Here is a 21,485-nt window from a genome sequence, read left to right as displayed (position 1 = left end):
GCCCCTTGCTGCGGTGTACCTTGCAGCATCACGTCTCGGCTTAGCCATCGAATGGGCACTAAGCTGAGGAGCGCCGGTGGGCACAGCAGTGACGTGGGGGCAAAGAGCACCAAGACTGCTCGCGGAAGGACAACGAATGGCTCGGCCGACAGTTCAGGACGTCGCCAGGACGGCGGGTGTGTCCGTGGGGACGGTGTCGCGCGTTCTGAATGGAAGCCCTGCTGTCAGCGAGGCCGCCAAGGAAAAGGTCAACAGTGCCATCCGGGAGCTCAGCTATCGTCCATTGGCTTCGGCAAGGGATCTCCGAAGAGACCGAACGATGCGCGTCTTGGCACTCGCCAAGAACTTGGATTCGCTCGTGATCAGCGAAGTCTTCCGGGGTGTCGGCGACGCTGCCGCGAACTCCGGCTACGTCAGCCTCATCGCTGCCACCGACGGGGACTTGGATCGTGAGCAGCAGCTCGTGGACATGCTGCGCAACGGCTCAGTGGACGGCCTGGTGATCTTCTCGCCAACAATGCCGGACGACGACGTCAACACAGTCGCCGAGCAAATGAGCGTTGTCCAGGTGTGTGAAATCGTCGACGCCGAGGCAGCGTTCGGGGTGTCTATTGATGACCGCCAGGCCGCCTACGACATCACCAATCACCTGATCGACACCGGCGCCAAGAAGCTGGCCATGCTCGCCCACAGGGGTGCCCGCTCGGGCCGGCTGCGTGAGGAAGGCTTCCGCCAGGCACTCAAGGAAGCAGGCTTGGAACAAGACCAGATCCTGTTCGGCGAAGGCAACTTCGGCTTCCACGCCGGCCGTACGCTCGCCAAGAAGCTTCTCAAAGCAAAAGACCGCCCAGACGCCGTTTTCTGCGGGACCGATGTCGTCGCCGCCGGGTGCGTTCGGGAACTCACGGATGCCGGACTCCGAGTTCCACAAGACATCGCCGTGGCCGGTTTCGATGACTCGGCCCAAGCGGAAATGTGCGTCCCGGAGCTGACCACAGTAAGGCAGCCGGCCTACGAAATGGGCCGCGTAGCCTTCGCTGAACTCCTTGAGCGGATGACCGTCGAGGACTCGCATCGCAAGGGAAGAACCTTCCTCCCGCATGAGCTTGTCATCCGGGACTCCACCAAATAAAGAGGGTTGACAGCCCTCAGTGGTCCCTGTCACACTACTTTGGAATCGATTCCACGGCCGAGAGGCCGATTCTTTTGAACACATTTGGAATCGATTCCACGGATCACATGCACCACCGGCAAAGAAGCCACCCTCAGCACGCGGGACAGCCAAAACGCGTACTGACCGCCACCGCCCACAGACCCCAAAGGAGCCACTTGTGGACTTGAACCGACCTGCTCTCCCGCTCCAGACCCGCGCCGCACCACCGCGAAACCGCAAAGCCCTGGCCTCAGCCGCAATCGCAGCCGCAGCCCTCGTCCTCAGCGCGTGCGGCGGGGGAGCCGCACCCCAAGGTGCCGAGCAAGCGGCAGCTGCCGATCCGGCGTCGGGCGCTAATGCCAGCGGTGCGGTCAACATCTGCGGCGTCAAGGACGCGAGCGGCATCTACAAGGGCACGGCGGAGGCGTTCACCAAGGCGAACGGCAAGGTCACGGCCAAGTACACCGAGATCGGCGCCACCACGGATGAGGCACGTACGCAGATCGTGCAGCGGCTTGAGGGCAAGTCCACCGAGTGCGACCTCTTCGTCACGGACGTCATCTGGACCTCCGAATTCGCCTCGCAGGGCTGGCTGCTGGACCAGACCAAGTTGGTGGAAGCCAACAAGGACCGGCTCATTCCCTCCACTGTGGAAACCACCAAGTACCAGGACAAGTATTGGGGCTCGCCGTTCTTCACCAACGCCGGCTTGATCTACTACCAGAAGGACAAGGTGGCCAAGCCCGAGTCCTGGCAGCAGCTCTACGCGGAAGCCGCCAAGGCTCCCGGCAACGGCTACGTCTATCAGGGCAAGCAGTACGAGGGCCTCACGGTTAACTTCCTCGAAATGCTCTACAGCGCAGGCGGCGAAGTCCTCAACGAGCAGGGCGACGTCACGGTGGACTCCCAGGAAACCCGCGACGTCCTCAACTTCATGAGCGACGGCCTCAAGAACGGCTCAGCTGACCGCGCCGTCCTCACCTACAACGAAGACCCGGCCCGCCTCGCCTACGAGTCCGGCGACTTCGGATACCAGCGCAACTGGCCGCACGTGTACCGCCTGCTCAATGCGACACCGCTCGCGTCCAGCTTCGGCGTCGCTCCGCTGCCGGCATGGGAAGGCGGCAAGGCCTCCGGCGTGCTGGGCGGCTGGAACCTGGCAATCTCGGCGCACTCCACCAACCAGGCCGGGGCTGTCGCGTTCATCGACTTCGCCACCACCCCGGACTGGCAGAAGCACGTGGCCATGGACTACTCGCAGGCACCTGTGAATGAAGCGGCCTACTCTGACGCAGCGGTCCTCGAGAAGATGCCGTTCGCCACTGAACTCCTCGCGTCCGTGAAGGGTGCCAAGCCGCGCCCGATCTCCCCGGTCTACCCGCAGATCTCGCAGGCGATCTACAAGAACGTCTACGCCGTCCTGTCCGGCACCGCCTCCACCGAGGAAGCCGTGCAGAGGATGGCCGAAGAAATCACCGCCGCCAAGGCGAGCTTCTGATCATGGCGCTCAAGACACTCCTACCGGGCCGCAGCCCAAGCGTCGCACCGGCCCGCCCCGTAAGCGGCCGCGACCGAGCCGAACGCAAGCTCGCCTTCCGCATGACCGCCCCGTCGCTGGTCATCATGGCGCTGGTTGCGGCGGTCCCCATCGGCTACGCGATCTGGCTCTCGCTGAACCAGTACAGCGTCCGCACCGCCGGGCTCTCACGCTTCGTCGGGCTGGACAATTACGTCGCCGCGCTCACCAGCAACGAATGGTGGGCGGCGTTCGGCCAGACGTTCCTTTTCGCTGGCCTCTCCGTCAGCTTGGAACTCATCCTCGGCACGGCCATGGCGCTCCTGCTCAACCTCGCGTTCAAGGGCCGCGCCGTCCTGCGCACCGTGGTTCTGCTGCCGTACGCGATCATCACCGTGGTCAGCGCCATCACCTGGCAAACGATGTTCCAGCCCAACATGGGCCTGGTCACCAACGTCCTGTCCACGCTGGGGCTGCCCGGCGGCGACGTCGTCTGGCTCGGTGAGCACGGCTACGCGATGGCCGTGATCGTCATGGCCGACGTCTGGAAGACCACCCCGTTCGCGGCGCTCATCATCCTGGCCGGCCTGCAGGTCATCTCCGCCGAAACGTACGAGGCCGCGGAACTCGACGGCGCCAGCAAGTGGCAGACCTTCGTGAACATCACCCTGCCGCTCCTGCGTCCGGCAATCGTCCTCGCCGCGATCTTCCGCACCATGGATGCCCTCCGCGTCTTCGACCTGCCGTTCGTCCTCACCCGCGGCGCCAACGGCACCGAATCCATGTCCATGCTCGCCTACACGCAACTACGCGAAAACCGGTTGGTGGGCGAAGGCTCGGCGCTGTCCATCCTGACCTTCCTCACCGTCATGGTGGTCTCGGTCATCTACGTCCGCTTCGCCGGCGGCAACATCCGCGACGTCGCGAAGGAGGAACAATGAGCACGCTGACTGCAGAACGCCCGACGGCGGAAGTCGCCTCGCGCCCCAAGGCGCCGAAGCGTCGCTTGCGTGGGGAATCGAAACTGCATCCCATGGTGTGGGTGTTCGTCATTGCCGTGATGGGCTTCTCGCTCATCCCGTTCTACTGGCTGGTCAACACCTCCCTTAAGAAGGGTGCGAGTCTGTCCCAAGGCGAGCTCTTCCCCAGCCAGCCGACACTCGAGAACTATCTGGTGGTCTTCCAGAACCCCGAGTTCCTCCTGGCCTTGCGCAATTCGGTGATTATCGCCGTCGTGACTACAACAGTGGCGCTGGTGTTCGCGTCCTTCGCCGCGTATGCGCTGGCCCGGTTGAAGATGCGCCGTAAGGCGATGATCCTGACGTTGATCCTCTCGGTCACCACGTTCCCGGCCATCGCCATCGCGGCCCCTATGTTCTCCATCTGGCGCGAAATCGGCCTGTACGACACACTGCTCGGCCTCATCATTCCGAAGCTGACGTTCGCGTTGCCGCTGGCGATCTACACGCTGACGTCGTTCTTCAAGGAGATCCCGCGTGAGCTGGAGGAATCCGCGTACATGGACGGCGCCACACCGTTTGTGGCCTTCCGCAAGGTGATCCTGCCGCTGGCTGTTCCCGGTCTGGCGACGACGGCGATTCTGGTATTCATCTCGGTCTGGAACGAATTCCTCCTGGCCGTCACCCTGACAACCTCGCCCGAAGCCCGCCCTGTCCCGGTGGCGATTGCGTTCTTCAGCGGAACCAGCGAGTTCGAGCAACCATTGGGCACCATCAGCGCCGCATCGGTGATCATCACCATTCCGTTGGTCATCCTCGTGTTGCTGTGCCAGAAGCGCATCGTGTCCGGCATGACGGCCGGCGCCGTCAAGGGCTAACCCCAAACCACAACTAGAAACCCAGAAAGAACAGGAACAACGTGAGCATTCAGCAGCAGGCCCCGTCCACAACCCTCAAGGTGGGAGTTGTGGGCATCGGTTGGGCCGGCCAGCAGCACCTCAAGGCGTACAGCACCATTCCCGGCGTCGAGATTGTCGCCGTCGCCGGTATGGAAGCCGACCTTCTCGACCAGCTGAAGGAGGAATACAGCATTCCCCACGCCTTCGCCCGTTGGGAAGACATGATCGAGCTGGAAGGTCTCGACGCCGTCAGCGTCGCCGTGCCGACGTTCCTGCACGCACCGATCGCCATTGCGTCGCTCGAGCGCGGACTGCATGTGCTGAGCGAAAAGCCGTTGGCGCGCAACGCCGTCGAAGGTCAACAGATGGTGGACGCCGCCCGTAAGGCTGGCCGCGTCCTGGACGTCGCGTTCAACCACCGCCGCCGCGGCGACATCCAGGCGCTGAAGGAAGTGATCGACGCCGGCACGCTGGGTCGCCCATACTACGCCAAGGCGTCATGGCTCCGGCGCCAGGGCATTCCGATGCTCGGCAGCTGGTTCACCAACCCGGAACTCGCCGGCGGCGGTCCGTTGGCTGACATCGGCGTGCACGTGCTGGACTACTCGCTGCACCTGCTGGGTGAGCCCAAGGTACTGTCCGTCTCGGCGTCGACTCACTCCGAACTCGGCCCGCGCGGCCTCGGCGGCAACGACCGCTACACGGCGTCGAACTCCAGCCACAAGTTTGAAGTGGAAGACTTCGCCTCCGCGTTCATCCGGCTGGAAGGTGGCGGGACCCTGATCCTGGAAGCGGGATGGGCCACCTACCGCGACGAGAAGGACCTGATGGACTTCACCGTTTACGGGACCGACGGCGGAGCGGACTTGCGCTCGGTCGGCGCCTCCGAGAACCCGGTAGCGGACGTCCACGTCTTCACCGAGAAGGACGGCGAGAACGCCGACTTCGAGGTGGTGGCCGAACCCGGGCGAGCCCACCAGGCCGTCGTCGACGATTTCATTGCCGCCGTGCGCGGTGGCGAGACCGTGTGGGGAAGCCACGATGGGTCCCTTGCCCTCAGCCGAGCCCTGGTGCTCGATGCCTGCTACAAATCCGCCCTCGAACAACGTGAAGTGGTGCTCTGAAATGTCTGATTCGAAATTGAAGATTGTCGTCTGGAACGAGGCCGTGCACGAGGCTCGCAACGAGCCTGCAACCATCGGCGACATGTACCCCGAAGGGATCCACGGTGCTATCGCCGCCGGGCTCCGCGGTTTCTACCCGGACTCCGAAATCTCCACAGCAACCCTGGCCGATCCCGAGCATGGCCTCTCCGATGAAGTCCTGGAGCAGACCGACGTTCTGCTGTGGTGGGGGCACATTGCGCATGCGGAAGTGGCTGATGAAGTGGTGGAGCGCGTGCAGCGACACGTTCTTGGCGGCATGGGCCTGGTGGTCCTGCACTCGGGGCATTTCGCCAAGATCTTCACCCGATTGTTGGGGACCACCTGCTCGCTGAAGTGGCGCAACGAGGGGGAGCGCGAACTCGTGTGGACGGTCAAGCCTTCGCACCCGATCGCGGCTGGCGTTGAAAGCCCGATCATCATTCCCCAGCAGGAAATGTACGGCGAACTGTTCGACATCCCGGAACCCGATGACCTGATCTTCATCAGCTCATTCACCGGGGGAGAGGTGTTCCGCTCAGGCGTGACGTTCTCCCGGGGCAAGGGCCGGATCTTCTACTTCAGCCCCGGCGACCAGGAATACCCGGTGTACCACCAACCGCAGATCCAAAAGGTCATTGCCAACGGTGTTGGCTGGGTTGCGCAGCCCGGTGTCTTCCGGGAGGCTCCCGAGGTGTCGAACCCTGCGCGGGGCTGGTTCGAGGAAGCCTAGGACCATGACCAGTTCCTTTCTTCCCTCTGGCCGTCCTTTAGGTGTGGCCGCCATCGGCTACGCCTTTATGGGGAAGGCCCACTCGAATGCGTGGCGGAATGTGGCCAGCTTCTTCGACGTTCCGGCCTTCGAACAGAAAGTGCTCGTTGGTCGGGACGCCAGCGCTGTGGCCGAAGCTGCAGCCAAGTATGGGTGGGCCGAATCGGCTACCGACTGGCGTTCCGTGATTTTGCGGGATGACATCGACATCGTGGATATCTGCGCGCCGGGCTGGATGCATGCGGAGATCGCTCTGGAAGCTCTGGCTGCCGGGAAGCACGTGCTCGTGGAGAAGCCGCTCGCCAACACCTTGGGTGAGGCTGAGTTGATGGCGGAAGCGGCTGCTTCGGCTCGGGTGCAGGGCGTGCAGTCGATGATCGGCTTCAACTACCGGCGAGTCCCGGCGCTGGCGTTGGCTCGGGAGGTGGTTGCGGAGGGACGTCTCGGAACTGTGCGGCACGTCCGTGCCGCGTACCTGCAGGACTGGCTTTCCGACGTCGAAACACCCATGAGTTGGCGGCTCCGGAAGGAAACCGCGGGCTCTGGGGCTTTGGGGGATATCGCTTCCCACGCCATCGACCAGGTGCAGCACCTCACCGGCCAGACGGTCACTGAAGTGACGGGAACGCTGCGGACTTTTGTGGCCGAACGCCCCGGTGCCGCTGGGCTGGAGAAGGTGACAGTCGACGACGCCGCGTGGGCCACCCTGGGCCTGACCGGCGGCCTCAGCGCGTCGGTAGAAGCGTCACGAGTGGCTACCGGTCAGAAGAACTCGTTGAAGATTGAGATCTACGGGTCTTTGGGTTCGTTGACGTTCGACCTGGAGAACCTCAACGAACTCGGCTTCCTGGACGCTACGCTTCCCGTGCGGGAGCAGGGATTCCGGCGGATACTCGTGAACGAACCCGAGCATCCGTACGCTGCGGCGTGGTGGCCGCAGGGACACATCATCGGCTGGGAGCACACGTTCACGCACCAGGTCCGCGACTTCCTGCTTGCCATTCGCGACGGAAGCCAGCCGTCGCCGTCGTTCGCTGATGGGTTGCAGATTCAGCGGGTGCTGGCCGCCGTCGAAGAGTCGGCCCGAAACAGGAGCGTAGTGACGGAGGTTCCGTCTTTCGTCAGGGAAATGGGAGAGGCTGTGAGCCACTTCCGCTGATGAACGCCCTGCTCCACACTGGTTCTATCTGTTCCATTGGCAAGCGGAAATGCCGTGGGCGGGCGGAATGAGGAAGGCTATGCAGAAAGCGCGAGTGGCGGCCGTGCTGACCTGGATCTACGCTGCGGCGTTCGGGATTCCAGCCATCCCAGTCAGCATCTACCTCCTAAAGAACGGGTACCTGCCGATGTTCATGGACCTGTTCCCGATGTACGCGGGTCCATGGGACGGCCTGCAAAGCTGGACCTTCGTGGCGCTGCTCATTGCTTTCCTTGGTGTAGTGCTGGTTGCGTCGTGGGCGGCTTGGCTGGCGTGGAGGGGGCGCAAGTCCGGGCTGGTTCTTGGGCTAGCCCTCCTGCCTGTGGAAGCAGTGTTCTGGATAGGCTTCGACCTGCCTTTCCCTTGGTTGTTCGGCGTGGCCCGCGGCCTGTTGTACACGCTTGCTTTAATGTCACTGCGACGACGTTCGGAGGGGCGGCTGGCTGGCGGCTAGTCGAGACTCGACCCTTCCGTCAGCACGAAGGGCTGATACGGACGCCGCGTCGTCAATCCCTGTGATCCGATATCCCAGCTGGTTGGCTAGGCGTTATGGAACAACGCTTTGTGCGCTACCAATCGAGTACACCTGATGCAAAAGGGCGACACCTTGGGATCTTCGCCCTGGCGAACCGATTGGCGAAGGAGGGCAGCCTCAGCACCGAAGATTGGGGCCGTTGGCGCAGTACCAACGAATTTTACGACGCGGCTTACGTAACGCCTGAGGCGTCGACCTACGCAGCCCCGGGCGCACAGGCTTGGTTCAAAGTGTCGGCCACTCACTTGTTGGAGAAAACGGATTTCTACATCGATCTTCTGCGCCGGCATGACGTCCCCTGCCGCGTCTTCTACTCAACCGATCCCGGCACCGTCATTTATGAAGACGACGTTCAAGTCGTCGTCGTCCCGTACGAAGTGGACAGCGAATCAAAAGGTCGTGATTCCAGGGAAGAGGAGCGAAAACCGTGAAGCGGTATAGGGCGCCTACACCGCGCAGTCTTGCGGGCGGGTCTGACGGGAATTGCCAGTGGCTGGAACGGCGGGCTTGTTAGGGCGTGCAGCTACATCTCTCATAGCGAGCGGTGGGGACCGGCTTGCGGGCGGTGCTCACGCTTGGTCCCTGGCTGCGGATAGCGTATAGGCCTCCAGCTCAGTTCTGCCCTGCACGACTGCCGGTAGGCTGCACACAATGAGTAGCACACCAGAAGTGCCCGGGAATCTTCCAACCACAGGCCCGGCGAGCCTCTCCAATCGTGGACTAGCGGCGAACCGATCGCTCCGGTTGACGCAGAATTGATCATTCTTGCGTCAGAGTCACTTGTTTCCCTTCGCTGGTTCATCGACGGGGATCACCTTTCGGACGAAGACCTGATTGCATTCGGGAGGCTTGATTCCAATTGTGTATTGCGGTGGTACGAACCGATTGTGAGTCTCTTCCGGGAGCCCCAAATCGATCCTGAAGTGATCACACTTTTGAAGGCGTCGGTGCCTGGACTCGACTCCTAGAATCCTCGTCCCAGCGCAGCCCGGGATGTCCCGTTACTCGTCGAAGCGAGCGACGCTTGAGCATTTCGTATGCTCGGCCGAGTACCCGGTAGGGATCGGTTAACGGGCGCGTTCCGAGGGGAGACGTTCGGTAGGCAAAGGAGAGTCCAAAATAGTGCTCCGTGGGGTTTTTCGCGTACAACCGACGAACCTAAAGGGATCCTTCGACGAGGCGAAGAGGCAATTCCGCAAGGATTTGGATGGTTCCCTCCCGCATCGAGCCTTCGCGGTTGAGATGTAAGGCTTGTAGCCCCGCGTTCCGGGCTCCTTCGACATCGACTCGGTAGTTGTCTCCGATATAAAGGGTCGTCGCCGGCGACACATTCATGCTTCTGCAGGGCTGTAAGAACGCCTCTTGTGCCGGTTTGGCGTGGTTTATATGTTCGGAGCTGAATACCCGGTCGAGGAGGGGTTCGAGCCCGATTCTGTTGACCTTGGACGTTTGCTGGTCGTGGTTCCCGTTGGTGATGATGCCCACCGGCATGCCGATGGCCCGGAGGTTCTTCAATGCCGGCGCCGCGTCTGGAAAGGCCATCCAGGCGTCCTCGTAGTTCTCGAGGTATTTGTTGAATAGCTCATCGATTCGGGCGCTCGTTTGGGGAACTGAGAGCCCGGCTAACGGGAGGAACTGGCGGAGTCGCTCACGGCGCTGTTCCTGGAATGTGAGTTCGTTCGCGAGGAACCGGTTGTAATTGACTTCCTCGATTTGAAACCAGCAACGTGTAAGTTCGTTGGAACCCTCCGTTCCAAGATGTTGAAGAAAAGCATCCACGCCGGCACGGGCGGATGACGGATGATCGAACAGAGTGTTGTCTAGATCGAACAGGACGGCTCGAATTTGCACCCGCCAAGCGTAGCCCGCTGTTCCTCATATTGCCGACGGACCTGTTCTGCCGCGGGATGGTCGGCACCATGGGCCTCCAGTCAGAACGTCCAGCCGGAGCGGCGGTGGCAGCCGGATACGGTGTTGCCGACCAGATCGCCGCGGCGTAGTCGAGCAACTCAATCGAAGTCCTGTCGGTCATTCACTGCTGCCCCACTAGTGAAGAAGAACGTAGAAAACGATCACCAGCGCGGGAAAGAACGACTGACCGATGGCGCTGACCAGAAGGCGCTTCTCTGTGACCCAGAGCCAGAAACCAAGGAAGACGTGGCACGCGCAGCAGAAGATGATTATCGCCGACCCGCTGGCGGGACTGCTTGAGAAGTTCACCAGCCACAGGCCCACTGCGATGCCCAGGCCGAAGGTGATGTTGTAGGCGCCAACATTCATCGCCCACATCCGCACTGCGCGCACGTCTTCCGGCCTAATGAGGAAGATTCGGTAAAACCGTTGATCGCCATGGAAGAAGATCTCCAGTATGCCAACGGTGATCAGCGCCAGACCGGTGGATCCGGCGAGTATCTGGCTCAGCAAATTCATGCCGCGCTCCTATAGTCCTGCAATCGCCGCCTCTTTGCGTGCAGGTTACGCTTCAGGCGCCAAGACCTTCAAGGGGTTCTGCAAACGCTCTCAATCAACCGTGCCCACCCGCTTCCAGCCCCACGCCCACAGCGGCCACAAAAGCGTCCGTCTCGGCTGACCGTCGGCTCTTCAACCACAGCGCCGACGTCCGCCACGCCAACGGATCACCAACCAACGGCCGCCACACCATCCCCGGAGGCAGCGGCGTCCACGGCTCCTCATTGAAGTGCACGCCACGGCCAGCCATGATCAGCCCGTGCGTGAAATGCTGGTTCCTCGCGTGAACAATGGCCGCCGGAAGATAACCGGCATCCCGGCACGTGTGGAGGAACGAGTCGTACAAAGTTGGGGCCATGTGGCGCGGGAAGATGATCAACGGATTCCCGGCCAGATCACCCAGCGGCACAGCCTCCAATAAAGCCAACGGATGCGCAGCGTTCAGAACCACCCCAAGAGCCCGCGAGTACAAAGCCCCCGACTCGAAACCCACGCTGCTCAAAGGGTGACGGACCACCGCAACGTCGAGTTCGCCGTCGCGCAGTCGCTCCACCTGCTCAACGGTGGTGAGCTCGTGCAAATTCAGCAGAACGTCAGGCGCAGACGCAGCAAAAGAAGAAACCATGGTGGACAGCGCAACAGGGTTCGTGTCCGGCGGCACCGCCACCTGTAGGATGCCCGACGCACCCGGCCGGATCCGCCGCATCGACTCTTGCGCCATGGCCACGTGATCCAGCACCCCACGCGCGTGCTCCAGCAGCAGAGCCCCTGCTTCGGACAGTTCCACACCAGTGCGCCGCCGATGAAAAAGCAGCACCCCAAGCTCTTTCTCCAAGTCCTTGATCCGCTGCGAAAGCGGCGGCTGGGCCATGTGCAAACGCTGCGCCGCACGGCCGAAATGAAGCTCCTCGGAGAGCACCACGAAGTACTTGAGATGGTGAAGGTCCATCGGCGCACCATATCAGTTTGGTATCAAGGCGAGTAGATATTGATGTTAGACGCGTCACATTCCCCGATGGTCAGATGGGAGTCAAGAAGCCCCAACGACCCAAAGGAAACTCCCCAATGTCCCAGGACGTCCTCTTCGAACAGACCGGCCCCACTGCCATCATCACCCTCAACCGCCCCGACAAGCTCAACGCCTGGACCGAAGCCATGCGCAGCGAACTCATCGACTACCTCGAAGGCCTCAAAGGCAACGACGAGATCCGCACCGTCATCCTCACCGGCAGCGGCCGGGCGTTCTGCGCCGGGCAGGACCTGGCAGAGACCGCGTCCATGAATCCTGAGGATCACGAGTCCGCGGAAGCTTGGATCGACGGTTTCGACCGCCTCTACCGCGCCGTCCGCAACCTCGACCAGATCACCATCGCGGCCGTCAACGGCGTCGCCGCCGGCTCCGGTTTCCAGTACTCACTGCTCGCGGACCTCCGCGTCGGCGACTCCAAAGTCCGCATGGGCCAGCCCGAAGTCCTCTCCGGCATCCCCAGCATCACCGGCATCTGGGCCATGTGGAGCATCCTGGGCAAGTCCAAGACCTCCCAGTTCGTCCTCACCGGCGAACTGGTGGACGCTGCCGAAGCTCAGCGTCTCGGCCTCCTTAACTACTTGGCGGACGACGGCGGCGTGCTGGCATACGCCAAGGACCTCGCCGCCCGCTTGAGCCTCCTTCCCCCGGGCGCAGTCCGCCTGACCAAGAACCGCCTGCGCAGCCTGGAAGACGACGACCTCAGCGACGCCATGGCAGAAGCCAAGCGCGTGCACCGCGAGGCGTACGGCACCGGCGAACCGCAGCGCGAAATGGCCCGCTTCCTCGCCGGCCGCCGCTGATCGGACGGGAGAACACCGTGAAAACAGCAACCCAAGACCGCTACACCGAACTGCGGAACAGCCACCGCTGGGAGGTTCCAGAGCTCTACAACATGGCCGTCGACGTCGCCGACCGGCACCCAAGGGACAAGCGGGCGCTCATCCTGGAGTCCGCCGTCGAAGGTCAACGCGAGGTGAGCTGGGGCGAGATCCAGGACCGTTCCCGCCAGATCGCCGCCACCCTCCAAAAGGCGGGCATCAAGAAGGGCGACCGCGTCGCCGTCCTGCTGCCGCAGCGTTCCGACACCCCGGCCGCCTACTTGGGCGTGCTCCGGACCGGCGCCATCCTGGTCACGATGTCCCTGCTCTGGGCAGCGGAACCGATCCGGTTCCGGTTGGAGGACAGTGGCGCGTCGGTGATCATCGCCGAGGAGTCAGCGAAGCACTTGTTCAAGGACTACGAGGGTACGTTCATCGACATCGACAGCCCGGCCATCACTCAAGCGCCCACCGAATTCCAGGACGTCGAAACCAAAGCTGAAGACCCTGCCCTCATCTTCTACACCTCGGGCACCACCGGCCGTGCGAAAGGAATCGTCCACGCGCATCGGACTCTCCTTGGCCACAACGAATTCGAGTACTGCCACCAGATCGGCGACGGCGATGTGTTCTACGGCGCGGGGGACTGGGCATGGTCGCTGGCAAAGCTCATGGGCCCGCTCCGGCTCGGCGCCACACACCTGGTCTTCCGGCCCAATGGCGGCTTTGATCCCGCAGCCCTGCTGGACAGCATGAGCCGCCACCGCGTCACCAGCGCGCTGGTGAACCCGACATTCCTGCGCAAGATGCGCGAAGACGTGCCCGACGCCGGTACCCGCTACCCGCTGCACCTGCGGACAGTTTGCTCCTCCAATGAGCCGCTGACGCCGGACCTGATCTCTTGGTTCGAAGCTCAATACGGCGTGACCCTACTGGACTACTACGGTTCCACCGAGTCCTACCCGCTGCTGGGCAACTATCCGGATGTTCCCGTGAAACCCGGGTCCATGGGGCGTCCACTTCCTGGATGGGAGGTCCGCCTGCTGGACAACAACGAGCAGGAAGTAGCCACGGGCGAGACCGGCGAGATCTGCCTCCGCGCGCGATCCAACCCGCAATTTCCCTTGGGATACTGGAACATGCCGGAGGCGTCCGCCACCGCGTTCGGAGGCGGTTGGTACCACACCAAAGACCAGGCATATACGGACGAGGACGGCTACTTCTGGTTCCTGGGGAGGACCGACGACGTCATCAAAACGTCCGGATACCGTGTGGGGCCCTATGAGCTGGAGGCAGTCATTCGCGAACTCGATCCCGTCAGGGACGTGTCGGTCACCGGCGTGCCCGACGAGCTCCGAGGCCAGTCCATCAAGGCTTGGATTGAACTGATGCCCGGTCACGCTGGGGGAGCGGACCTGAGCGAAACCATCGTTGCGCACGTGAAGGAGAACTTCTCCCGCTTCGCCTACCCACGATTCATTGAATACGTCACCGCGCTGCCGAAGTCCGCCACTGGAAAAGTCCAGCGGGCCCAACTCCGCGAACTCCCACACGTTGTAGCCTCTCCCCGCCCCGAAGGACAACAATCATGAATACGATGACCGAGAAAGTTGCTGAAACCGAGTCTTCCCCTCGCCGGAGCCTTAAGCGCGTCGCCGCGGCAGCCGCCGTCGGAAATTTTGTCGAATGGTTCGACTCTGCGGCTTATGCGGTCATGTCCGTCACCATCGCGAAACTCTTCTTCCCGGACTATTCGACGACGGCGTCACTTCTGGCCGTGTGGGCGATCTTCGCCGGCGGTTTCATCGCCAGGCCGCTCGGGGCGGCTTTCTTTGGACGCTACGGTGACCGGATTGGCCGCAACAAGATGCTCGGCCTGTGTGTGCTGATCATGAGCGCGGCGACGTTCTGCATCGGTATCCTGCCCACGTTCGCGGTGATCGGTGTCTGGGCGCCAATCCTGCTGTTCGTGTTCCGTGCGGTCCAGGGCTTCACCACCGGTGGCGAGTACACGGGTTCGTCCGCCTTCATTGTTGAGTACGCTCCCGAAGGTAAGCGGGCGACGTACGCCAGCATCATTCCGGCCACCGTTGGCCTGGCATCGGTTGCAGGCGCACTGCTGGGTGCCGCCATCACGGCGACTCTGAGCCCTGCCGACCTTCAGGCTTGGGGCTGGCGGATTCCGTTCCTGCTGGCTGCGCCTCTTGGGCTCATTGGCCTCTACATCCGGTCAAGGGTTGACGACACCCCGGTGTTCCGTGGTCTGGAGAAGACGGGCGAAGTTGCCAAGCGGCCCCTGGGCGATGCCATCCGGATGTGCTCGCGCCAGATCTTCACGCTCTTCGGCTACAGCATCACCAATGCCATCGCGTACTACCTGATGAGCAGCTACATGATCGCCTACATGACGTCGAGCCTCGGCTACTCGTCGGCGGAATCCATGATCACCAGCGTGATCACCATGCTGGTGTACACGGCGGTTTGTCCCCTGGCTGCTCGAGCGAGCGACCGGTATGGGCGGAAACGGATGCTGCTGGTGGCCTGTGTTGGATTCGTGGTGATGACCATTCCGGCGTTCTCCATCATGCCGCTGGGGCTCGGGTTCGCGATCGTGGGCACCAGTGTCCTGGGTGCCTTGGTAGCCGTGATCGGAACATCAAACGTGCCGGCTTTGGTGGAGATGTTCCCGCCTTCGGTACGTTCTTCTGGTTCCGCCATCGGTTACACCCTGGCGTACGTATTGTTCGGTGGAACTGCTCCGTTCGTGGCCACCGGCTTGGTTGCTGGCTTCGGAACTCCGCTGGCCCCCGCCTTCTACCTGATGGGCATGGCGCTGGTATCCGCTGTGGTTGTGGTCCTGTTCTTCCGCGAGACGAAGGACCTGTCGCTGACTCGGACCACGGTTCTGTAGGTTCGTTGGTGCAGGAGCCCCGGCCGCTCAGTCGATTGACTGGGTGGCCGGGGCTTTTTGGAGGCTGGAGCGTCGCTGGTGTTCCATTTCCTGGAACATTTGGCGCCATCGGGAGATCTCATTCTCCTTGCGTTTCCGTTCCCTCCCAGGCAGTTCAGCCAGCCCCCCTGGCAAGCGATTCATCCAGGATTCGCCACCGGCGACGCGGCTACGCTCCAAGCCATCAAGCGGTGAGCGCTCGCTGATCAGCGAGCGTTCTCCCTTTGCTGGTCGGGCGAAACCTCCTGGAGGCTCGTACGGAAGTGACCGTACCGGCGTAGGCAAAGGTACATGCCGATGAACGTGGCTAAGCCCAGGACCGGCCCTGCCCATCCAACGATTGAGGAGCCATGCAGAAGTGTGGCCACCACGGCGAAGACGGTAGCCACGATGCCAATCGCCGGGCTGTCCGGACCTGGCTTGTGCTGAACTTTGCGGCCGATCTGCCCATAGAGCAAGCCCACAACCAAGGGAAAAACGATGAAGATCCCGCCCACCACCAGGAGCCAGGGCATTGGGGTCATCGTCGCGAGACCGATGGTCAGTCCGTACCAGCCCGCCAACATCAACCAATAACCGTTGGCACTCTTGCCATGGATCTTCTTCATGTTGTGACGCCCCCCATCATCGAGTGCCCAGCATAGCCAATGATGAATCTCACCCGTAGTCATAAGGCTTGCAGCCACCGGCCACGGCTACTTCCCCAGGCTTCCGATGACGCCTCGCCTTGTTCCCTTGCCGGAGTAGACGCGTCGCCCAATGACGAAGGCGAGGATGGTGGCTGCCAAGAGGATGACGCAGCTGACAATGAGCTCGGCCGTCGAGACGTTTCCGAAAGCGTTCCTGAAGAGCAGGGTGCTGGGTGCCGTCGGAGGAAAGAACGTGAGGACCTGAACAATGGGTGATCCCGGATCCTCCGAAAGCAGGCCCAACGTGTATCCGGGGGCGAACATCATGAGGACGAACAACGTGGCAAACGCAGAACCCTCACGAGCACTTCTGATCCGGGCACCGATTGCTGCATGAATTGCCACCATGAAGCTGACGCCAAGGGCAAGAATCACCAGTCCCACGGCCATCTTCGAAGCATCGAACACCCAGAGATCGATAGCAGGCAAGGGGAGGCCAAGGTCCCTGCCAGCCGCCAGGTAGAAGATCCCGAGCGGCAGCGACATGACCAGGAGCTGAACCAGACCCAGCGTGGCAGTGGTCAAGATTTTGGTTGCGTAGACGCTTGCCGGAGACGCGTCCAGAAAGAGTATTTCGCGGATCTTCTGTTCCCGTTCCTCCGCGAAACTGGACATGATCTGCTGACCCAGGAAAATTGTCACTGCGAAAAACAGGAGCAAGTAGACCAATGGAGGCGCAACGGACCACAAGCCGGGGTCGGTGCTGCCATTTCTGTAGCCAACACGATTGACTTCGATGCTCCCTGTCAGAGGTTTGGTCAATTCGGGCGTTTCAAGCCCTCGCACCAGGGAGACTTGCAATAGTTGGCGGGCCAACGCCGTAGACCGTTGATCACCTACCAAGCCGGTGTTGTTCTCATAGATGTCTATCCGGCCACTGCTGAGGTCCGTGGGGTACACCAGCAGAGTTTGCTTGCTGCCGGCGGCCACGTCTTCGATGGCTGCGGCAGCATCAAGTACACGGGTGCCCCCGGATTCATCGGCAAGCTTGCTGTCAATGAAGTTCCCGGGATCTGCGTAGTAGAACGTCATCACGCCCACCGTGTCGCTCGACCCATTGCTCTTGGTGGCTGCCGCGCCCAACTGAGCCAGGATCACCAATACGATGACCACAAGGGGGACGATGGCTGCCGCTCCCCAGTAGCTCTTCCTCCTGAAATGTCGTTTGAGTTCGAAAGCCAGCAGGGTCCGATTCGGAATGTCCATCAGTTCAGATCTCCGAACTGCCCGGTTTCGCCATAGACGCCGACGAATATTTCATCGAGACTCGACAACCGCGTGTTGAAGTCCGTCACGTTCACGCCGGCGCTGAGCAGCTGTTGCAGCATTTGGTTGGCTGAGCGCAGCTCATGTTGGCTGTCCATGAGTACCGTTCCCTTCTCCAAAGCCTTTAGCTCCCACTGCTGTGCCTTTGCCGGTAGTTCTCCGGTGTAGGTCAGGACCGTGCGACGCCCACCAAGCTTTTGCCTCGCGTCCTCCACCTCCCCAACAAAATATTGGTCGCCGTTACGCAGGAAGAGGACATGGTCGGTGAGTTCTTCAACTTCGTGCATCTGGTTTGTCACGAGAATGAGAGTGGTCCCTTCGCGCAGTTGCCTTTGCAAGAACGTTTTGAAGATTGCTTGGTTGATTGGATCGAATCCTCGCGTAGGTTCGTCCAAAACCAGGAGGTCCGGGTTACCAATAAAGGTGACTCCCAGATGAATCTTCTGCTGTTGCCCGTTCGATAGCGTCTGTATTGGCACGCGTGCTTGTGCGGTCAGGGCAACCTCATCGAGGTAGTCGTACGCTTGGGAAGTAGCGTCGCTATGGCTGAGGCCGCGGAGTTTTCCAAAGAGACGGATCACGTCCAGGGGCGTATCACGTTGGAAGTTTCCACGTTCCTCCGGCAGATAGCCAACACGTGATGGATGGCGCGGGTCGTAGGGCAACCCAGCGATGTCTGCTGTACCTTCGCTCGGGGCCAGCAAGCCCAGAAGGCAGCGGACAAGGGTCGTTTTTCCTGATCCGTTGGGACCTATGATGGCCATGGATCTCCCGGCAGCCACCGAGAAGTTGATGTCATTCAAGGCCCGGAATTGCCCGAAGTGCTTGGAGAGGTTCTCAACGTTGATGAAATTCATGCGTCCTCCATAGGGGTCACTTCGCGTGGGGGATGCCGTGCCCGGCCTGACTCAGCGTCGGGCACGGCTCCGGTGATGAACGCCTACTTGCTCTGCCTCTTGTAGACCACCCAGGTTGCAACCATCGCGATGGAAGCCGTGAGGGAGAGCGCTGCCATCCAGGGATTACTAAAAAACGCGATGACAGCCGTGATGAAGAACAAGCAAGCTGCCGTTAGCGTCAATAACTTCATTTCTTGCCTAACCGCAGCCGAGCATGGTTGCCAGTGCACTTAGCGAGTAGGCGATTCCGCCAATGACGAGTGTCGCTCCGCCTGTAAAAGCCGCCGCAATCAGTGATCCTGTAGCGACGACGTGCCCGAGAAACCCAGCCAAACAGCTTATTTGCTGCCAGTTCATTTCTTCTCCTTGAGAGTGGGAAATAGCTTTTCCTGGTAACGGATTCCCCCATGGGCTAGATCGAGAACCACGTCGTGTTCAGCCTGCAAGGTGAAAAGGGTGCTAGGTGTTGTGGACCGGTGAAATGAGTGGTGTTTCAGGGGTTCTAGGTGCTCTCTGGGCAAAAAATGAGTGCCTTTGGTGGTCGTCTAGGTGGCGACGCCATGACCCACCATGAACCGCAGCACAAAATTGGTGGTCCACTCTTTGCGGAATCATCATCGCGGCTGCGTCGTTGGGCATGATGTGGAGATTCAGTCGGGAGCTCAGGAACAACCGCCAACCTTGAGCAATTCGGAGGAACTGTGGCGAAAGCTTTGGAGTACCAGGGCCTACAAAGGCTCGGTCACCGTAAATCGAGACACATATTTGGAAGCTGACGGCTCTGTCTCCGAATGGGACGTCATTGCCGGCGCGGATTCCGCCGCCATGCTTGCCTTCACGGAGGGCGGCACCGACGTGGTGTTGTTTGAACAGTTTCGTGTAGGTCCAGGACGGACCCTGCTGGAGCTTCCCGGTGGCTACGTGGGCCAGGGCGAAGACCCGGAAAAAGCAGCTCACCGCGAGTTGGTGGAAGAAACCGGGTATCACGCATCCTCCGTGTACTACGCCGGATCCGAATGGTGGTCTGCCAATTCTTCACGGCGAAAGCACCTGGCCATCGCAGCAGAAGCCCGCCCCGGAGGCGACCCATCATGGGACGGCTCCGGGGCGGGCTTCGTTCGACTGCTTCCGAGTGACGAGCTGCTTGAATTCCTGCTCAGCGGTGACCTAACGGACGCCGGACTGGCATGCCGCGGACTCATGCGGTTCGCAATCAGCAAGCATGACGACGCGGCTCTGGAGAAGCTTCAAGCAACTGTCCGTGGACTTCTGCCGGGTTACTGAGGTACTCCCTATCGGCCAGATTTGTCCGGTTTCACCACTATCGCCGACCCTCCACCTCGACGAACCGGCTCGGCGGCCGCGGTCATCTTTCCGTCCTTATCGAATTCGATGGCCGTCGCAGCACCTATCTCCGCCGCCGATGTGAAGGCATCACCCGCCGGCACCAGATCATGACCCAACGACTCCAGCGCCGGACCATAGGCATCGATGAAGGCAGGCTCCGAGCTGACAGTCGCGCCATTCCGCGGTGCGGCACGTGGCGCAGCGAGCGCTTCGGAGACGGTCATGCCCAAATCGACGCGGTTCAGGATTGTCTGCAGCACGGTTGTGATGATGGTCGATCCGCCGGGGGAACCCAGTGCCAGGAACGGCTTCTGGTCCTTCAAAATGATGGTCGGCGACATTGAGGACCGCGGCCGCTTGTTCGGCTCGATCCGGTTGGGATCCTTCGGGTCATAGACCGTGCTGAAGTCAGTCAGTTCGTTGTTCAGCAGGAAGCCCCGGCCCGGAACAACAATTCCCGAACCGCCGGTCTGCTCGATTGTGAGCGTGTACTCCACAACGTTGCCCCATTTGTCGGCGACCGTCAGGTTCGTCGTGGAGATGTTCTCCGTATCCGTCTCATTGGCGAGGGGCGCCACGGCAGCGGGGCACGCGCCGTCGTACGTCTGTATATTTCCGGGGGCGACAGGCTTGGCGGCCGCCGTCGTCGGGTCAATTTCGCAGGAGCGTTCCTTCGCGAAGACTGGATCCAGCAGCGTCTTGGTGGGCACATTTACAAAGGCGGGATCGCCCACATAGGCGCCGCGATCGGCGAAGGCCAGGGAGCTGGCTTCGAAGTAGTGATGCAGGGCGTCGACTGGCTGCATGTCCTTGAGGTCATAGTTCTCCAGGATGTTCAGGGACTCACCCACTGTGGTGCCGCCGCTGCTGGAAGGCGCCATGCCGTAGACGTCATAGCCGCGGTATTCCACCTTGGTGGCGTCCTGGTCCAGCACCTTGTAATTGGCCAAATCCTGGGCAGTCATGACGCCGACCGGAATGGGAAGCGTCGGCTTCGCCACCTTGGGTGGGGCTTGGACCGTCTTGGCGATGTCCTCAGCGAGCGGGCCCCCGTAAAAGGCCTCGGTGCCCTCTTTTGCCAGCAGCCGGTACGTCGCCGCGAGGTCGTGGTTCTTGAAGACACTTCCGACGGCGGGAGCGTCGCCACCCGGGAGGAACAGTTCCTGAGTGGAGGTGAAATTGTTGAACCGTGCCAGGTTGTCCTTTGTCTGCTGGCGGAAGGTTTCGTCCACCACGAATCCACGGTTTGCCACCTTGATGGCGGGCTTCAGTGCCTCGCCAAGTTCCAGGGTGCCCCAACGCTCCAGCGCGCGCTCCCACGTTGCGGGTGTGCCGGGGACTCCGACGGAGACGCCGCTGGTAACCAGATCCGGCGTGAACTTGTAGGGCTGCTTGGTGGCAGGGTCGATGAAGGCGTCGGGCTTCATATCTGCCGGAGCGGTCTCTCGGCCATCAATGGTGCCAACTTGCTTGGTTTTCGCGTCGTAGAAGACGAAGTAACCGCCGCCTCCAATGCCGGCGCTGTAGGGTTCGGTGACACCAAGGGTGGCTGCCGCTGCGACCGCGGCGTCTGCTGCGTTGCCGCCTCTCTTCAGTACTTCAATGGCGGCAGCCGAAGCCTCGGGATCCACGGTGCTCACGGCACCGCCGTAGCCGGTTGCCGTGGGATTTTTGTCAGTTGCGCGGGGATCAGCGACGGCGGGACTCGCCATCGCTCCGCTTGTCACGGTTAGTGCCAAGGCTGCCGTGACAGCAGCCAGTTGACGTCTCACATGTGTCATGGTGTCTCCCAGAGTTGTTCCAGACGTTGATGTGGGTGGACGGTCCGGTCACCCTACCCCGG

Annotated in this window: 20 protein-coding genes; 13 read left to right on the top strand and 7 right to left on the bottom strand. The window is 61.5% G+C overall.

Annotation, left to right across the window (positions count from 1 at the left end):
* The first annotated feature begins 136 nt into the window (after positions 1-136).
* The 9 genes from N7568_RS21750 (at position 137) to N7568_RS21710 (ending at position 8,605) form a co-directional block, all read left to right on the top strand.
* The gene (locus tag N7568_RS21750) at positions 137-1,132 is read left to right on the top strand and encodes a LacI family DNA-binding transcriptional regulator (RefSeq protein WP_261611834.1); all 996 of its coding nucleotides are present in this window, start codon (positions 137-139) and stop codon (positions 1,130-1,132) included.
* 199 nt (positions 1,133-1,331) lie between these two features.
* A complete protein-coding gene (locus N7568_RS21745; protein ID WP_261611833.1) occupies positions 1,332-2,651 on the top strand; it encodes an ABC transporter substrate-binding protein in 1,320 nt (439 codons plus the stop codon).
* A 2-nt stretch (positions 2,652-2,653) separates the two neighbouring features.
* Positions 2,654-3,610 carry a carbohydrate ABC transporter permease gene (locus N7568_RS21740; RefSeq protein WP_261611832.1) on the top strand — a complete coding sequence of 319 codons (957 nt, stop codon included), beginning with the start codon at positions 2,654-2,656 and terminating at the stop codon, positions 3,608-3,610.
* On the top strand, positions 3,607-4,506 hold the full coding sequence (locus N7568_RS21735) for a carbohydrate ABC transporter permease (RefSeq protein WP_261611831.1): 900 nt from the start codon (positions 3,607-3,609) through the stop codon (positions 4,504-4,506). The genes N7568_RS21740 and N7568_RS21735 overlap by 4 nt, the downstream gene beginning before the upstream one ends.
* Before the next feature lie 41 nt (positions 4,507-4,547).
* The gene (locus N7568_RS21730) at positions 4,548-5,651 is read left to right on the top strand and encodes a Gfo/Idh/MocA family protein (protein WP_261611830.1); all 1,104 of its coding nucleotides are present in this window, start codon (positions 4,548-4,550) and stop codon (positions 5,649-5,651) included.
* A gap of 1 nt (position 5,652) precedes the next feature.
* On the top strand, positions 5,653-6,402 hold the full coding sequence (locus tag N7568_RS21725; RefSeq protein WP_261611829.1) for a ThuA domain-containing protein: 750 nt from the start codon (positions 5,653-5,655) through the stop codon (positions 6,400-6,402).
* Positions 6,403-6,406: 4 nt separating this feature from the next.
* Positions 6,407-7,600 carry a Gfo/Idh/MocA family protein gene (locus N7568_RS21720; RefSeq protein WP_261611828.1) on the top strand — a complete coding sequence of 398 codons (1,194 nt, stop codon included), beginning with the start codon at positions 6,407-6,409 and terminating at the stop codon, positions 7,598-7,600.
* 79 nt (positions 7,601-7,679) lie between these two features.
* Complete coding sequence (locus tag N7568_RS21715; protein ID WP_261611827.1) at positions 7,680-8,093, top strand: hypothetical protein; 414 nt, start codon at positions 7,680-7,682, stop codon at positions 8,091-8,093.
* 95 nt (positions 8,094-8,188) lie between these two features.
* The gene (locus N7568_RS21710) at positions 8,189-8,605 is read left to right on the top strand and encodes a hypothetical protein (protein ID WP_261611826.1); all 417 of its coding nucleotides are present in this window, start codon (positions 8,189-8,191) and stop codon (positions 8,603-8,605) included.
* A gap of 727 nt (positions 8,606-9,332) precedes the next feature.
* On the opposite strand, the gene N7568_RS21705 is transcribed toward N7568_RS21710, so the two are convergent.
* The 3 genes from N7568_RS21705 to N7568_RS21695 form a co-directional block, all read right to left on the bottom strand.
* Entirely contained in the window at positions 9,333-10,025 is a 693-nt protein-coding gene (locus tag N7568_RS21705) for an HAD family hydrolase (RefSeq protein ID WP_261611825.1), read from the bottom strand.
* A 195-nt stretch (positions 10,026-10,220) separates the two neighbouring features.
* The gene (locus tag N7568_RS21700; RefSeq protein ID WP_261611824.1) at positions 10,221-10,604 is read right to left on the bottom strand and encodes a DUF1304 domain-containing protein; all 384 of its coding nucleotides are present in this window, start codon (positions 10,602-10,604) and stop codon (positions 10,221-10,223) included.
* Between the two features lie 94 nt (positions 10,605-10,698).
* Entirely contained in the window at positions 10,699-11,592 is an 894-nt protein-coding gene (locus tag N7568_RS21695) for a LysR family transcriptional regulator (protein ID WP_261611823.1), read from the bottom strand.
* 116 nt (positions 11,593-11,708) lie between these two features.
* Here N7568_RS21695 and N7568_RS21690 point away from each other — a divergent pair, with 116 nt between their 5' ends.
* Genes N7568_RS21690 through N7568_RS21680 form a run of 3 tightly spaced genes read left to right on the top strand, consistent with a single transcriptional unit; the run spans position 11,709 to position 15,402 of the window.
* On the top strand, positions 11,709-12,473 hold the full coding sequence (locus tag N7568_RS21690) for an enoyl-CoA hydratase/isomerase family protein (protein ID WP_253464488.1): 765 nt from the start codon (positions 11,709-11,711) through the stop codon (positions 12,471-12,473).
* Between the two features lie 17 nt (positions 12,474-12,490).
* A complete protein-coding gene (locus N7568_RS21685; protein ID WP_261611822.1) occupies positions 12,491-14,083 on the top strand; it encodes an acyl-CoA synthetase in 1,593 nt (530 codons plus the stop codon).
* Positions 14,080-15,402 (top strand): MFS transporter, encoded by a 1,323-nt coding sequence (locus N7568_RS21680; RefSeq protein WP_261611821.1) that lies wholly within the window; start codon positions 14,080-14,082, stop codon positions 15,400-15,402. The genes N7568_RS21685 and N7568_RS21680 overlap by 4 nt, the downstream gene beginning before the upstream one ends.
* Before the next feature lie 245 nt (positions 15,403-15,647).
* On the opposite strand, the gene N7568_RS21675 is transcribed toward N7568_RS21680, so the two are convergent.
* From N7568_RS21675 to N7568_RS21665, 3 genes are all read right to left on the bottom strand, one after another.
* Entirely contained in the window at positions 15,648-16,049 is a 402-nt protein-coding gene (locus N7568_RS21675; RefSeq protein WP_261611820.1) for a hypothetical protein, read from the bottom strand.
* A gap of 87 nt (positions 16,050-16,136) precedes the next feature.
* Positions 16,137-17,336: an ABC transporter permease gene (locus N7568_RS21670; RefSeq protein ID WP_261611819.1), complete on the bottom strand. Its 1,200-nt coding sequence runs from the start codon at positions 17,334-17,336 to the stop codon at positions 16,137-16,139.
* Positions 17,336-18,253, bottom strand: coding sequence for an ABC transporter ATP-binding protein (locus N7568_RS21665; RefSeq protein ID WP_261611818.1), 918 nt, complete (start codon positions 18,251-18,253; stop codon positions 17,336-17,338). Before N7568_RS21665 ends, N7568_RS21670 begins: the two co-directional genes overlap by 1 nt.
* A 723-nt stretch (positions 18,254-18,976) precedes the next feature.
* Here N7568_RS21665 and N7568_RS21660 point away from each other — a divergent pair.
* Positions 18,977-19,579 carry an NUDIX hydrolase gene (locus tag N7568_RS21660; RefSeq protein ID WP_261611817.1) on the top strand — a complete coding sequence of 201 codons (603 nt, stop codon included), beginning with the start codon at positions 18,977-18,979 and terminating at the stop codon, positions 19,577-19,579.
* Positions 19,580-19,587: 8 nt separating this feature from the next.
* Here the strand turns inward: N7568_RS21660 and ggt are convergent, their stop codons facing one another.
* The gene (gene ggt, locus N7568_RS21655; RefSeq protein WP_261611816.1) at positions 19,588-21,423 is read right to left on the bottom strand and encodes a gamma-glutamyltransferase; all 1,836 of its coding nucleotides are present in this window, start codon (positions 21,421-21,423) and stop codon (positions 19,588-19,590) included.
* Positions 21,424-21,485: the final 62 nt, after the last annotated feature.

The sequence above is a fragment of the Paenarthrobacter aurescens genome (assembly GCF_025421775.1).
Classification (GTDB): Bacteria; Actinomycetota; Actinomycetes; order Actinomycetales; family Micrococcaceae; genus Arthrobacter; species Arthrobacter aurescens_B.
The sequence above is the reverse complement of the archived record's forward strand: the minus strand, read 5'-3'. Positions and strand labels throughout refer to the sequence as shown.